Origin of the sequence: Paraburkholderia sp. LEh10 (genome assembly GCF_017814945.1) — a bacterium.
Lineage (GTDB): Bacteria > Pseudomonadota > Gammaproteobacteria > Burkholderiales > Burkholderiaceae > Paraburkholderia.
The window spans coordinates 1-13064 of record NZ_JAGIPX010000119.1; the positions used below are offsets into that span (position 1 = coordinate 1).

15 protein-coding genes and 1 pseudogene are annotated in these 13064 nt (G+C 59.4%); 7 read left to right on the forward strand and 9 right to left on the reverse strand.

The features are described 5' to 3' along the window. Both J8I87_RS45870 and J8I87_RS45875 read right to left on the reverse strand, forming a co-directional pair. The coding region (locus J8I87_RS45870; RefSeq protein WP_313068214.1) for a phage late control D family protein at positions 1-688 on the reverse strand (688 nt) is incomplete at its 3' end. Further along, positions 600-1280 carry a contractile injection system protein, VgrG/Pvc8 family gene (locus J8I87_RS45875; protein ID WP_280923156.1) on the reverse strand — a complete coding sequence of 227 codons (681 nt, stop codon included), beginning with the start codon at positions 1278-1280 and terminating at the stop codon, positions 600-602. The genes J8I87_RS45875 and J8I87_RS45870, both read right to left, overlap by 89 nt. A 107-nt stretch (positions 1281-1387) precedes the next feature. On the opposite strand from J8I87_RS45875, the gene J8I87_RS41830 reads away from it, so the two are divergent. Then, positions 1388-1615 carry a hypothetical protein gene (locus J8I87_RS41830; protein ID WP_209938391.1) on the forward strand — a complete coding sequence of 76 codons (228 nt, stop codon included), beginning with the start codon at positions 1388-1390 and terminating at the stop codon, positions 1613-1615. 488 nt (positions 1616-2103) lie between these two features. On the opposite strand, the gene J8I87_RS41835 is transcribed toward J8I87_RS41830, so the two are convergent. After that, positions 2104-2424, reverse strand: a complete 321-nt coding sequence (locus J8I87_RS41835; RefSeq protein ID WP_245254570.1) for a hypothetical protein — start codon at positions 2422-2424, stop codon at positions 2104-2106. 146 nt (positions 2425-2570) lie between these two features. Between J8I87_RS41835 and J8I87_RS41840 the strand changes: the two are divergent. The 4 genes and pseudogenes from J8I87_RS41840 to J8I87_RS46555 all read left to right on the forward strand — a co-directional run bounded on the left by J8I87_RS41840 (position 2571) and on the right by J8I87_RS46555 (position 4942). Next, positions 2571-3070, forward strand: a pseudogene (locus J8I87_RS41840) (CinA family protein). Between the two features lie 150 nt (positions 3071-3220). Continuing rightward, positions 3221-3721: a TIGR01841 family phasin gene (gene phaP, locus J8I87_RS41845; RefSeq protein WP_209938393.1), complete on the forward strand. Its 501-nt coding sequence runs from the start codon at positions 3221-3223 to the stop codon at positions 3719-3721. 379 nt (positions 3722-4100) lie between these two features. Then, positions 4101-4616 carry a hypothetical protein gene (locus J8I87_RS41850; RefSeq protein ID WP_209938395.1) on the forward strand — a complete coding sequence of 172 codons (516 nt, stop codon included), beginning with the start codon at positions 4101-4103 and terminating at the stop codon, positions 4614-4616. Between the two features lie 74 nt (positions 4617-4690). Beyond that, on the forward strand, positions 4691-4942 hold the full coding sequence (locus J8I87_RS46555; RefSeq protein ID WP_209938397.1) for a lipocalin-like domain-containing protein: 252 nt from the start codon (positions 4691-4693) through the stop codon (positions 4940-4942). A gap of 274 nt (positions 4943-5216) precedes the next feature. Here the strand turns inward: J8I87_RS46555 and J8I87_RS41860 are convergent, their stop codons facing one another. Further along, entirely contained in the window at positions 5217-5669 is a 453-nt protein-coding gene (locus J8I87_RS41860; protein ID WP_209938411.1) for a PA2169 family four-helix-bundle protein, read from the reverse strand. A gap of 207 nt (positions 5670-5876) precedes the next feature. Then, positions 5877-6146, reverse strand: coding sequence for a hypothetical protein (locus tag J8I87_RS41865; protein WP_209938399.1), 270 nt, complete (start codon positions 6144-6146; stop codon positions 5877-5879). A gap of 1193 nt (positions 6147-7339) precedes the next feature. Between J8I87_RS41865 and J8I87_RS41870 the strand changes: the two genes are divergently transcribed. Beyond that, a complete protein-coding gene (locus J8I87_RS41870; RefSeq protein ID WP_209938400.1) occupies positions 7340-8476 on the forward strand; it encodes a sensor histidine kinase in 1137 nt (378 codons plus the stop codon). Between the two features lie 308 nt (positions 8477-8784). Here J8I87_RS41870 and J8I87_RS41875 read toward each other — a convergent pair whose 3' ends face one another. Further along, positions 8785-9900 (reverse strand): NADH:flavin oxidoreductase, encoded by a 1116-nt coding sequence (locus J8I87_RS41875; protein ID WP_209938401.1) that lies wholly within the window; start codon positions 9898-9900, stop codon positions 8785-8787. A gap of 105 nt (positions 9901-10005) precedes the next feature. Here J8I87_RS41875 and J8I87_RS41880 point away from each other — a divergent pair, with 105 nt between their 5' ends. Next, positions 10006-10908 (forward strand): LysR family transcriptional regulator, encoded by a 903-nt coding sequence (locus J8I87_RS41880; RefSeq protein ID WP_209938402.1) that lies wholly within the window; start codon positions 10006-10008, stop codon positions 10906-10908. A gap of 212 nt (positions 10909-11120) precedes the next feature. Here J8I87_RS41880 and J8I87_RS41885 read toward each other — a convergent pair whose 3' ends face one another. The 3 genes from J8I87_RS41885 to J8I87_RS41895 are packed head-to-tail and all read right to left on the reverse strand — an operon-like array spanning position 11121 to position 12299. After that, positions 11121-11576 (reverse strand): hypothetical protein, encoded by a 456-nt coding sequence (locus J8I87_RS41885; protein ID WP_209938403.1) that lies wholly within the window; start codon positions 11574-11576, stop codon positions 11121-11123. After that, entirely contained in the window at positions 11560-12057 is a 498-nt protein-coding gene (locus tag J8I87_RS41890; protein WP_209938405.1) for a hypothetical protein, read from the reverse strand. Before J8I87_RS41890 ends, J8I87_RS41885 begins: the two co-directional genes overlap by 17 nt. A gap of 56 nt (positions 12058-12113) precedes the next feature. Next, complete coding sequence (locus J8I87_RS41895) at positions 12114-12299, reverse strand: hypothetical protein (RefSeq protein ID WP_209938407.1); 186 nt, start codon at positions 12297-12299, stop codon at positions 12114-12116. Positions 12300-13064: the final 765 nt, after the last annotated feature.

The following is a 13064-nucleotide window of genomic DNA, read 5'->3' on the forward strand; positions in this document are numbered from 1 at the left end:
ATTCGCGCACCGGCTGGATCTCGAACTCCGTCTCGCAGCTGAACGCCTGACCGGAGCCGCTGGCCTGATCGGTTTCCGTGATCTTCAGCCGGGTCGAGACGACCAGATATTCCTCGTTGGCCTGCTCATACGGATGCTCAACCAGCCTGAACGTGAAGCCGGTCGTGAGCCCGCGCAGGTTGCCGTGGCCCTTTGCGCGCAGGCCCCTGCAGCGCAGCGCCTGCATCCGCACCAGCGCGACGAACTGCGCTTCTCCGTCCACGTCGTTCGGCTCGCCGCCCAGGCCATGCGCGCCCTGGCGCGGCTGGCTCACGTTCGCGCAGGTGTAGAACGCCTGGTCCGCTTCGACCGTGTCGCGGGGCTGCTCGTTGTCCTCGCGCAGCGGCAGGTTGTGGCGCGCCAGGCACGGTCGCGTGTAGTCGTGGTCCACGACCGTGACCTTGCCAACCGTCTGCCGGCTCGCCAGTGACAGCCGGTCGATGTGCTCCTCATCAATGCGGTCTCCGTTCGAAAAGCGGATGGTTTCGTAGGCTTCACCGTGCGGATGGAAGGCGCCCATCGTGTCCGCAATCACGATCCGGTGATAGCCGTTGCTGTGTTCAAACCAGTAAAACAGCCCGTTCACCTCGCACAGACGATGAAAAAACGTGTAGTCCGATTCGAAGTGCTGCCGTATCAGGTCCCTCACCGGGTAGTGGTCGATGACCTGGGGTCCGGCGATGCGCCAGTCGATGGACATCGGATAGGGCCAGGATCGCCTCGATGACCTCGATGACCGTGCGGTTCTGGAAGATGCGGTAGTTCTGCCCCTTGCGCGCCTTCGCGAGCGCCGGTTTCACCACGAACCTGTAGACCATCGACCGGTCGTCGCGCCGTACGAACTCCGCCTTCGTGACCATGCCGGAAATCTCGCGCACCCCGAAACCGACGTTGCCCCGGCCCGTGTCGCCCGGCAGGCCGGAAATGAATGTGCCCTTGCCCGGGATGTCAATCGAGATCGTGACGGGCGTGCCGGTGATGCGGTCCAGGTCGAGCGTGGTGCGGTCGGGATATGACGGCAGCTCGATATCCGTCCTGTAAAGCACGACGTAGCGGTACGGCCTGCCGATCTTTTCACGTCCCGCCAGGGTGATGGGGACCAGCACGGGCCGGGTATCCTCACCCTCGGCCAGCATGTCGGTGTAGGGCGGCGTCCAGCGCGGCAGCGCGGGTCCGTCAATCTCCAGCGTGCGCGCGGGCGCCGCGTAGACATCGGGGCTGTAGCGTGAATGGTTTTTCATGCTGTGTCTCTCATGCCTGCTTTCATTGTTTGTCAGTAATGCTAATGACCAGATGCCAACCTGAACTCACACCGTGGCCATCGCGCACTAGACCGGAAAACCAGGCCATGCACGATCAGAAAAGTATGAAAGCTGAAGCGGACGCGCAAAACAATGCTGCGGGCATAAAGAGCGGCCCGTACGCGGCGGGCCTTCACGGCGGGGTCTTCGGCCTTGCAGCAGAACGCGACGAGCGCACCGGCCATCACCCTGCGTTCGGCTTCGGGCACCTCACCGTAGGCCAGCGCTTGAGGCCATTGCGCGGATGCGTCCGCGATACGCGGCGTACCGCATGACGGTTTCGAACCCGAGCCCCCGAAGTCTTCGAGCACGGCGTTCTCCCCACGAGGGGGATTCGCCTGATTCGGTCTGTCGCGGTTTCGTACGCAGCCGCTTTCTGGCTTAAAAGAGCAATTATTCGGGCGGATCACGCAAGGGATGGAGGGCGCCACGCAGCCATAGCCATCGTCACGGATGTAGCCGTCTATTTATGAACGCCTGCAGAGATCACGCCGCTTCCGCCAGTGAACCGCGCATCGACGGTCGGAACTTTATGAGTGGGCGCACGCATGCCGTCGATATCCGCGTCGTGGGACTGCGTGCACGCGGCGGCCCAGAAGGCGAGGGCGACGATTGGGCATAAGACATACGCGAGCCTTTTCATTTCGACTCCGTCGCGTATTGCATGTCCACGCATCCCGCCACGCGCCCGGTACCTTCTATTCGCCACAACTTGTGCTGGCGGAACGAACGATTATCAGGCATGCACTGTGCGCACGCGATGCTATTTGTTATTGCCCGACCCAGTACCGTACAGTCCATTGTCGAAGCCGCCCGCGCCTTCCGTTTTATGACCGGACGTCGCGGATGAAGCACGCTGGCCACTCTTCGCATCCGACGATTGCGGCACGTTCGATTCGAGTGGTTGAGACGCCGGCGTGGCGGGCTGCGAGCCCATCGACGAAGTGCGGCTTTCCTGGGAGGACGAGCCGTTGGGCGAAGTGATTTGGGCAAACACAGGCAGCGACGTTGACAACATGGCGCACAGCACGGCGCAAGCCGCAAGCGCGTGCGATTTCACGGACGCGGTGGAAGTCGGGTACATGGCGTCGCTCCTCACGGAAGATCCTGTAGATAGCAGGCCACATGCCCGGCCGCAGGAATGCCGATGCTGGTTTGAACCCGCAGCAGGTCATGGCCAACAACATGAGCGCCGCGCGGCAAACTGCTTAAGTGAGGGAGGGAACATACATGAACGTGACGCGACGGGTCGTGTCGTTTCTCGGTTCGCGCGGCCTCAAGCTCGCGACGGCCGAATCGTGCCGGCTGGCAGATCGCATCGTGCCTGGCTGAAGGGCCGGGAAGCGGGGTGTGCCTCGAAGTAGGTGTCGTCCCTTACTCGCCGTCGGGCAAGGCGGGCTTCCTCGGCGTCCAGCAGGCCACCATGCAGGCGCACGGGCTGACGAGCGAAGCCGTCGCGCGTGAGATGGCGGAACTCGCATTGCAGCAGCAGGGGTTGCGCCGACGTTGCCGTCGCCGACACGGGCATCGCCGATCCGCTGCCGTCGAACGGGCCGCCGCCCGGCACGCAATGCTTCGCATGGGCGTACCCCATGCGCGGCGGCCGCATCGTTACGTTTTCGGAAACGCGTCAGGTTTCCGGTAACCGCAACGAAATCCGTCATCTTGCTGCGCGCTATGCGTTGTCTCGCATCGAGCACTATTTGGATGCGCTCGGCAGTTTCCGGTAGTACGGGCCATGATGAGGCGACGATAGCAGACTCGCGGTAATGGCCAACCGCATGACTTCGGGAACGGCGATTGCGGCGGCGCAATATGAAGTCCGCAGCATTGGATCTTCTAGGGAATGTCATGTCACCAATCGATGAAGGAGCCATCACATGAGCCAAAGTGCCATTGCCCTGCCCGACGACGTAAAAGCCAGATTGCCTGAACGCGCCGCGTGGGCGGCTGCCGAAATGAATGATCTGGCAGGACTGTGCATTGAAACCGCAGAGCGGATCGCCGAACTCAACGTCCGCGCGTTTCATACGACAATTGATGAACAACGTGCAATCGCGCTCGAAGCTGCAAGCGAGTGTTCTCCTTTCGGTGCGTGGCGCTTGCAGGCGAGCTATGCGATGGCGGGGACCGCGAAAGCGGTCGCCTACTGGCGGCATGTCAATGAAATCGTGCTGGGCGCAGTAGTCGATGCAGTCAATGGCGCCGAAAGCCGTTTGAACAGCAACTTCATGGCGCTGAACAGAGCCTTGGAGGATTCGGCGTCCGGAGTCGGCTCATCAATACTGACGGGTGATCCGGCTCATGCTGTGCAGGGTGTGAGGGAAGCGGTGCGGATCGTCGGGACAGACCCAAAGGTCGTATCGCCGCCACGGTCGTAGTAGAAGAGCGTGAACCGGTATCGGGCGCAACCGGATTCTTGTAGTATCCCCGATGATGGTCTATTAGGATAAGCAAGCCGTATCTGATCCGCAGAAAGCAAGCGCTTGCTGATTTAATGTGTCGTTCGGATGTTGCCGAAGGCGATTCACTGCGCCGTAGGCGGGGTCGAGGAAGAAGTTCGGTGCCCACTCTTCGACCCCATACTATCAGCGCTGACACCGTACTATGTGCTGCGACGTTGGCCCCAAAGCTTAAATTCGGTCGGCCAGACTCGAACGACGGACTACAATGAGTGGTGCAATAGAAGCCACGAAGCGATCTATCGGGAAATGGCGGTCAGTAGTGTGACGTTTCAATTCCTTCATTGGAGGCATGCCCATGACGTGCCTGAGAGAAAGGATTGTCGGCGCAATATTTTTTCTGCTGAGCGGATTCGCGTACGGCGATGGTGTTGCCGGCGTGTCCGAAGAGATGACGGTTGCGAACATTGCGCGCTTGCCCATGGAGATTGTTCCGCCCATTCCGGAACCGCAACGTTATTTGTACCGGTATGAAATGGAATCTCAGTCGACTCAGGGCGCGCCATTCTACGCGCAAGTCAAAGATTTCTATAGCGCACCGCTAACGCACGACTTTCGATTCGGTGGCGGTGAAGCCGCGCTAACGCCTGACCCGGCACCGCGGCAAGCCGCCAATGTTCTACCCATAGGCCCGTCGACGGCGCCGCAACTCTCGATCGTCCAGTTGCCAAACACGACTTTAACGCTCCGTGCACAACCGCAGCGAAGGCTGTCATTAATCGTCGATGATTGGGTCTTCTCCGCGACAGCGCGTTTGGCGGTTCTCCGTTCGCACGACACGGGCGCGACGTTTTCTGTTCGGCACGGTTTCTAATCGCGCATGCAGACCTCTGCGAAGCCGGAGCGCTTATGCGGCATATTCGTTGCTAAGAAGGCGCGACTGAATCAATGGAGAGCGTCATAAGTGTTTCATCCCCGGAAATTCGCGATCGAATCAAGGGCGCGTGGAAATTGGCGGAATGGTACGAGCTGCGTACTGACGGATCGAAAGTCTATCCACTCGGCGATGACGCCACGGGTCAGATCCTCTACACGCCCGATGGACATGTCGCCGCCCAAGTGTCACGCCGCGCGCGACAGAGATTCGCGTCCCGAAGACTGGCGCAAAGCCGGAGCCGAAGATGCAGCCCGAGCATTTAAAGTACTTCGGTTATTTCGGCACCTCTTCAATCGACGTGGACCGCCAGATCGTCACACACCATGTCGAAGGCTCATGTTTCCAAACCACGCGGCGAGCGATCACGAACGGCACTATCGTTTCGAGGATGAGAAACTCGTGCTGGATGCCGACACCGCATGGGGTAAAGTGCGAATCGTATGGCAACGCCCATGATGAGCCAGAGTGCGGAGGCAGTGCTCTGACGCTCCGATTTCCCAGCATTCAGCACACGCCGCGCGGCGTCCGTGCGCTCGGTCAGGAGTTCATCGACGCAATCTGATCGCGCAACACGCGAATGCGATCGCGATTCTGCGCCACACCCACGTAGAGCCGCTGGACGACCGCGCTCACATCAGCGGGCAGATCCTTTTCAAGTGCATCGTGAAACCGCTTCTCCGCGGCATCTTCGTCCTTTTCGCAATCGGTAAGGATTCTTTGGTCGGTGCGGCCGCCGACCGCGGATTTCACATCGAGCCAGCCGCGATGCAACGCGCCCGCGACGCTGCCGCCACTCGCCGGCTTGCCACCGAGCCTTGATACGAGGTCCTGCAATTCGCGCGCTCCACGCGAGCAGTGTGAGGCTAATTCGAGCAGTGCATCGTTTACGCTCGCATGCTGCGCCTCTTCGGCAGCTTTCATGAATCCGCGCTCGCCGTCTTCCGACGTCCCGATCAACTCGTTCAGCACGGCGATCACATTGGTCCCCATAGATTCACTCCCATCGAGCAGACGCTGAAATGCAATCGCTGTTGCACTCGTCATGCCCGTGCCGCCGGCCCGTGGAATGCATGGCGGCTGAGTGTCGTTTGCTAACTTTTTCCAATGGATCGAGTAAAGGATGCCGGCCTCTGTCAGGTGGCGCGAGTATGTGTCGGCGACCTCGCTCGAACGGAAGCCGGTCCGGGCGCGACGAGTTCACTTCCCAAGCATTCCCATAACAAGTCGCGCGACGTCGTCGGTGGCGGTGGACCGTGGGATCCATCCATCCCAGCGGGTCCACTCGACACGGGTGTCGTCGATCGACCGGGCCATCATGATCGGGCGACGGCTGGCGTCCGCGCATTCGTGCAAAGCGTCCAGCATGTCCGCAGCGCTGGGGACGCCGAGCGGACTGGAAGCGACGATCACCTGGGGGCAAAGCCGGCGTGATGCATCGAGCGCGTTGTCACCCGTGGTCATATGCATTGCAACCACGCCACGCGATCTCAGTGCGTCACATAGCGAGGCGAGCCGGTTCGCGTTGCATTCAACCAAAGGACATCGAGGCGGCCTAGCGCACACGGCATGATGCTGACTGGGCCGGTCCGTCGTCAGCGGCAAGGTTGACTGTATGACTTTCGACGCCATCCCTTGGCCGCGGCGAAAAATCGCCGTGTCTGACATGGTCTCCTCCGCTTGCCTTCCATGCTGGCCTCAAATAATCGGTCATGCTGCACCAGCAGGACCGGGCGCGCTAGCCAAACGCCTGTCGATATCCGTCGTAGAAGTAGAAAATACATCACAGTACAAAACACAGACCGATACGTGATCGTATTGCCTTTCCATATCGCGGATAACGGAGCTTTGCGGTATTTATTCCACCAATCGCCCGGCAAATAAGCTGGCTGGTTCGCATCGTTGCTCCGATAGGGACGTCCGTAATCATTACGTTGGGGATATTGTTCTGTTTCAAATCTCTGAACAGGATATGACCAACTGAAGGCCCCCAAGCGAGATGAAAGGCGTAAAGGACTTAAATATCAGCGGTCTCATTCCCGCGTCACGGAGTTACCGGGCCGGTGCAGCCCGGGAGATGGTTGCATGACCGGATCGGGCGCGGTTCGGTATGTCGATTGCTACGCTGATACAGGCCGCACCCGTTGAGGGATGGAAGCACAAATCCGCGATCTGTCCGTCCGTAATTCACACGCGCGGCGCTATCTCGGCCAAATAACACGCCCAGTCCGAAGTCGCGGTTTGGTCTGTGCCGAAGACGTCAATACTGATGCCAAACGCCGTGGCTGGCCGACCTTCCGGTCCAGGCCGGTTCGCGTTATCCCTCATCGCATTGTTCGACGTTTTGCAGGGAGAAGAGTCATGCCTGGTCAACCTTGTGCGCCGTATCGCGGCTGCACTATTGATGTCCACGTCACTCCGGCCAAATCGCATGCGCTCGGCGGCACATATCGGCGCTATCGAGTGTTATGGACGGTATCTTCACCTGGTAATCCGGACCAGAAGGTTGCGAGCTTTCCAGAGCCATTCGACTTTCTCACGGAGAAAGAGGCATTCAGGTATGGGGAAAAACGCGCGCACACATTCATTGACTGCATGTTGTCGAGTCCATCGCTACGAGACACATCATCCGCATCATATATGCCAATGGCGAGGGGGATTGAATGAATCTTCCGGACTTCATTGAAGCGAATCTTCAGGGGATCGTAGACGACTGGGCAGCGTACGCGCTCGTTCTCAGCCAGAAAGACAGCGGGCTCACGGAACGCCAGTTGCGCGACGCGGCCCGCGAAATACTCATGCAGATTGCGGCCGACATGCGCATGACACAAAGTGCAGCGCAGCAGGAAGCCAAGTCGCACGGCGCGACGTACGACGCACAGCGCGGGTTCGATGCCGCTTCCTCGCTACACGCCGATGATCGTCTGGAGCATGGTTTTGCCATCAGCGATGTGGTTGCGGAATTCCGCGCGCTGCGCGCCAGTGTACTGCGTCGCTGGCAGCAGACTTCCCCGGGCGGCACCAAGTCGTTCCAGGAGATGATCCGCTTTAACGAGGCGATTGATCAGGCGCTGACTGAATCCATACGTCGATATGCTCAACGGACGGAGCGCATCAGGGACCTTTTTGCTGGCGTGCTTGCGCACGACCTGCGGGCTCCGTTGGGCGCCATCCTGAACTCGGCGGAACTGCTGCTGCGTGACGAGGGGCTTTCGCCAATGAGCGTAAGGGCCGGCTCAAACGTGCAAAGAGGTGCCATGCGCATGAAGCGGATGATTGACGATCTTCTCATTTTCACGCGCACCCGGCTGGGGGACGCGCTGCCCGTCAGTTTTGCGATGCAGGACATGGGGCGAATTTGCAGCGGCGCAGTCGAGGAGATTCGTGCGCTGTATCCGGACTCGCAGATCGCGCTGCACTGCACCGGCGAACTCGCCGGTATGTGGGACCGTGATCGTATCACCCAGCTGCTCGTGAACCTGTTGTCAAACGCGGTTCGCTACGGGGCTGGGCCAATCAGCGTGGAAGCCGTCGGCGACGATGAACAGGTCGTGCTTGCCGTGTCGAATGAGGGCAATCCGATACCGGAGAATGCGCTGCCGACGTTATTTGATCCATTGACGCGCGCGAACCCGTTGCGCGAGCGAGGAGGCATTGCCGCCGGCATGGGCCTGGGGCTTTATATCTGCCGCTGCATTGCACAGGCACACAATGGAACGATCCAGGCTGCCTCAACAGAACACGGCATGACCTTTACGGTGCGACTGCCACGCTTGCGGCCGGCTTCTGTCCAATCTTGACGGCTGGTGATTGCAACAGCGCAAACATACGCGAGAAACGAAAAGTGGCACGGCCGCGCATCCGGAAACTTTCTGCCCCCCAACGACCGTCAGGTTGTTGCGTCAATTCCACGAGCAGCGACGATGCGCTTTATGCTAAAGCCCAAGCGCATGTTGCATCACCAAAGCGTTGCCCGGTCAAATGCGATATCACCGCGTACGAGCGTTCGTTACGGGAGCGCAGCGAGCATTGCCGTCTGCATCGAAGACGAGACGATTGCGCGGCCATGCGTCGCGCAATCGGCAGTGACATAGATTGCTGCTCGCGTTCAGGCAACCGCCTGCATCGAGAGTTCTGCGCTTTTGATGCTCGCGAGCGGTTGAAGAATCGAACTATCGAATGGCCTGGGTTCGCGTTTGCTCTCCAACACTTTTGGCAGGTCGGGGTTAGCCAAAGCACCGCGTCCTACTGTCACCAGGTCGGCACCGTCTTCCAGCGCATTGGCGATACGCTCCGCTGTATGCAAGCCGCCGTTCGCAACGATCGTGACGCTCGGTGCGTAGCGACGCGCCAGAGCCACGAGGCTTTCCGTCACCCCCTCGAATGCAGGCTGCCAGGCTTCGTATTCAGTGACATGAATGAAGTCCGCGCCCGCGGCGGCCAGCGTGCCGAAGATCACTTCAGCGTCGGCCCGTGCACCCGGCCACTTCGCTGTGAAGTCGTTGACTTTGCCTTGCGAAATTCGAATGCCGACGGGCACTGTGTTACCGATGCCGAGCTTCACTTCCTTCACGATGTCGGCGAGCAACTGGACGCGCGCCTTCGTGTCTCCGCCCCAACGGTCCGTTCTGCGATTGGTCTCTGCCGTCAGAAACTGGTCGAGCAGATAGCCATTGGCGCCATGGATCTCAACGGCATTGAACCCGGCAATGTTCACGGCCCGTCGCGCGGCGCTCACAAAGCCCTGCACGGCGTCATCGATCTCGATCGCCGTCATCTGTCGCGGCTCGGCGTAGAGGCCCTGGCCAAAGTAGAACTCCATCTGTTTGCCTTTGGGGCGGACAGCCGATGGCCCCACAGTGCCGGTTCGGTGGAAGTTGCCTTGACTCAGCGCGCCCGCATGCATGAGTTGCGCGACGACATAGGCTCCTTGCGCGTGCATTTCCCCAGTGAACGCAGTCCAGCCCCGTGCCTGATCGTCATCCGCCAAACCAGGCTGAAACCGGTATCCTTGTGAGAACGCCTTGTCGGTATAGATTCCTTCCGTTGTCACCAGACCGAAGCCGCCTTTCGCAAAGCGCATGTAGTAGTCGAACATGATTTGCGTCGGACGTCCGTTCTCGGTGGCTGTGATGCGCGTCATCGGCGCGACTGCAACCCGGTTTCGTACTGCGATGCCGTTGCGTTCGTACGGGGACAGGATCAGGGAAGTTCTGTCAGTCATTTTGCTGCTCGCGTCGAAGTGAAGGTGAATGCATGATAGGCGCCGCGAGAGGCGGAAAACAGACATTGGAACGTGAAGCCGCTCTAACACTTTTGGATATAAACGATGCTTCTTCCAGACATTCGAACATTTTTGGCCGTCGCGTCGGCGGGCAGCTTGTCAGCCGCGGCGCGACAGCTCGATGTCATTCCGATGCAGGTGTCTCGGCGGATAGCTGCGCTGGAAGAAGATCTTGGTGTGCGTCTTTTTCATCGGACGACGCGATCGGTCACCCTGACAGCGGAAGGCGAAGCTTTCATCCCGTATGCCAGATCGATGGCAGACGCTGAAGCGGGTGCACGGGCCGAACTCAACCCGTCGCCGGGAAAAGCCTCAGGCGTGCTGCGCATGACCGCGCCAAGCGGTTTCGGACAGTCAGTCGTGCTCCCGATGCTTCCCGCTCTGCTGGAAGCGAATCCCGACCTTCGCATCGACCTCGATCTTTCCGATCGTCAGGTCGATATCGTGGGACAGGGGCTCGACGTGGCGTTGCGGATTGCTCCGTTGGAAGACTCCGAACTGGTCGCGAAGAAGATCGCGCCAAACCCTCGCCTTATCTGCGCTGCGCCAGCCTATTTGAAGAAGCATGGGCGTCCCACATTGGTTTCCGAACTGGACCATCACGCCTGCATCAGATTGGGCGCGGTGAAGCAGTGGCCGCTCGTTGTCGACGGAGCGTTGATACGCAAACGCGTGGATGCTTACGTCACCACAACCAGTGTCGAAGCGGCACGTACTGCTGCCGTGCAAGGCCTGGGACTCGCGCAGTTAACCTACTGGGACGTATTCAGGCAGTTAGCCGACAACTCGCTGGTTGAGGTTCATCTGCAGGACGCATCGATGGAGGACCTGTCGGTCTGGGCCGTCACGCCGAGCAGGCGCTATGTGCCGAACCGGGTGAACGTTTTTCTTGGTGCGCTTCAAGGTCAGATCGCCGAGCTTGGGCAAAGCTACGGCCGTCCATCTTGACGATGTTCCGGGCCTTCAAAAAAAACGTCGCCCGAATGACGACGCCGTAAAGGGCTGATGGATTCTAGACTTCTCGCCTGCAGGGCGGCTAGATGGTATCGAGGCGCAGTTCGACCGTCGTGCATGGCTTGCGCAGATATCGCCGAAAGTCCTTGATGATGATGCCCGGCGCCACCAGCTTGCGCCGCACGCTGCCGTCCGGCGATTTGAGTTCATAGATGGACTCGAGCCTTAGATTGACCGCGAGTCGACGGATTGAGCGAATCCGGCGTCAACAGGCTGCGCGGCTGGTCCTGATAGTCACGAATGGACCCGAGCGTGTCGAGTATCTGCGCCTTCAGGGATGCGCGCACGTCCGCACTGGCGATGACCTTGTTCAGCAGCGCATCGATTTCTCGCACGGGCACGGACAGGTTCATCGAGGGGTCCGTATTTCGAAACGCGATCGATGCGTCCACGAGGCAGAGCAGCGAAATGGTTTCTTCCTTGAGTTGGAACACGCCGATATTGACGGGATTTGGCGTATCGTTGCGAGTCTTTTTCTCGCTTCTGGTCTCGGTGGAACTTGTCGTCTGGGTACTTTGTGTGCCCGACACCGCTTGTTGTTTCCGGAACTGGTTAGTCGACGAGATCTGCGAATCGATCGCCGATTCAGCCGATTTCGCCAATTCCTGCCGCACGTCCCTGCGAGCCGCCCTTGACGTTGAGGGAAGCATCGGCGCTGCCGCTACCTAAGCCAACCTCCGCTTCGCCGTGGAAGTTTGCGTCGAGCTGGTAATTCGAACTGTCTTTGCCGTATTTCGAATCGGCGGAATCCTTCATGCTGTTGTTGAATTGGCTCGCCGCGGTCGAGTCCTGACTCTCCATGACGGTGGTGGTCAATTCGCTGCTGGTCGTTGTCGCCGTCTTCGTGATCAGCGTGTACGTAAACTCTGAATTGGGCGAGATCGAGAAACTATTGATCATGTCGTCGCGCGCGAGATCACCTTTGAACGAGACGAGCTTGTATTGCTCGACGAGGAAGATTTGCGGGCGCAGCTTGACGGGAGGCGCAATGGTGGCGTCGCCGACCCTGGCAAACTGCTTGATGAGTTCTGGGCGAATCACCAACGGCGTGACGCCCTGCACCTTTTGAAGGGTAATGGTCATGTCCGGCTCCTGACGAAATGTGAGACGTATGTCCTCGAGACAAGAAGCAGAATGTGTCAGGCCGTCCCTCCGATCTCCTTGACGAAAAGCTCCGGTGCAAGGCCGAGCGAAATATAGGCGGGCTGCAGGACGAGTCCCACCGTGTCCTCCGGGTTGACGATGACGGCGAGCGTGGGAGCGGCGGCCGCGGTCGGTGCGGCGGCGGGCGGCGTTGGCCCGGTCTGGGTTTCAGTATCCGGCATGATGACTCCTGGGTCGAAAATCACTGCGCTGCGATCAGCGTCATCGGGCCACGCGAGCATGCCCGATGTCGTCGCTAGCGCAAGATATACGGAGGCGCCTGTCGGTCGTTATAACGATCCTGCCATTCACTATGACAATGCTTCCATGCGATGCCGTTTCACGAACCCATCGCCGCGCGAAGATCACGTCGCTTTCAAATGGAGGTAATTGAGTCTGTCCGCCGAGCCAGATCGAAATACACACAGTGCAAAGTGCATTTGGACGCTGGGCAGCTATGCCGGAAAGTCTCCGCCGACCACATGGAGATGATCGCGACGACCATCCCGATTCGGCGATGATGCCGGTCGCTTGAGCGACGACTACATCGTCTGGCTGTTTGCACGAGGCGTCGGAATGTACGGTGTATCTACTTTCACGTCTGCTCGGTTTGTCGGTATTCGACATCGGCTGCAAGCAAGATCGTCATATCGGCTGACAAGATTGTCCTAGCGGCACTCGGCACGCCGCAAGCTGAACGACAATTGGATCGCTCGCAGCATGGAGCGCAGTTGAACTGATCGGACCCTTGATGGCGCCGATGCACATCGACTCATCGGGAAATCGCGGCGACAACGATTCATTTCTTTGCTCGCGCGCGATGTGTTGCCTCTCACCATAAGTCGCCCTGGCGAGAAGTCTCGATGGCCCAAAAAATATTTTCCAATTTCCCTTGACGCCGCGTGTCTGGTGGCTCAAAATTCGCCTCCCTCGTTGCTGAGGACGCA

Coding starts and splice junctions, on each gene's coding strand:
- J8I87_RS45875 (WP_280923156.1), bottom strand. CDS start 1,280: ATGAAAAACCATTCACGCTACAGCCCCGATGTCTACGCGGCGCCCGCG.
- J8I87_RS41830 (WP_209938391.1), top strand. CDS start 1,388: ATGCACGATCAGAAAAGTATGAAAGCTGAAGCGGACGCGCAAAACAAT.
- J8I87_RS41835 (WP_245254570.1), bottom strand. CDS start 2,424: ATGTACCCGACTTCCACCGCGTCCGTGAAATCGCACGCGCTTGCGGCT.
- phaP (WP_209938393.1), top strand. CDS start 3,221: ATGAGCCAAAGTGCCATTGCCCTGCCCGACGACGTAAAAGCCAGATTG.
- J8I87_RS41850 (WP_209938395.1), top strand. CDS start 4,101: ATGACGTGCCTGAGAGAAAGGATTGTCGGCGCAATATTTTTTCTGCTG.
- J8I87_RS46555 (WP_209938397.1), top strand. CDS start 4,691: ATGGAGAGCGTCATAAGTGTTTCATCCCCGGAAATTCGCGATCGAATC.
- J8I87_RS41860 (WP_209938411.1), bottom strand. CDS start 5,669: ATGGGGACCAATGTGATCGCCGTGCTGAACGAGTTGATCGGGACGTCG.
- J8I87_RS41865 (WP_209938399.1), bottom strand. CDS start 6,146: ATGCATATGACCACGGGTGACAACGCGCTCGATGCATCACGCCGGCTT.
- J8I87_RS41870 (WP_209938400.1), top strand. CDS start 7,340: ATGAATCTTCCGGACTTCATTGAAGCGAATCTTCAGGGGATCGTAGAC.
- J8I87_RS41875 (WP_209938401.1), bottom strand. CDS start 9,900: ATGACTGACAGAACTTCCCTGATCCTGTCCCCGTACGAACGCAACGGC.
- J8I87_RS41880 (WP_209938402.1), top strand. CDS start 10,006: ATGCTTCTTCCAGACATTCGAACATTTTTGGCCGTCGCGTCGGCGGGC.
- J8I87_RS41890 (WP_209938405.1), bottom strand. CDS start 12,057: ATGACCATTACCCTTCAAAAGGTGCAGGGCGTCACGCCGTTGGTGATT.
- J8I87_RS41895 (WP_209938407.1), bottom strand. CDS start 12,299: ATGCCGGATACTGAAACCCAGACCGGGCCAACGCCGCCCGCCGCCGCA.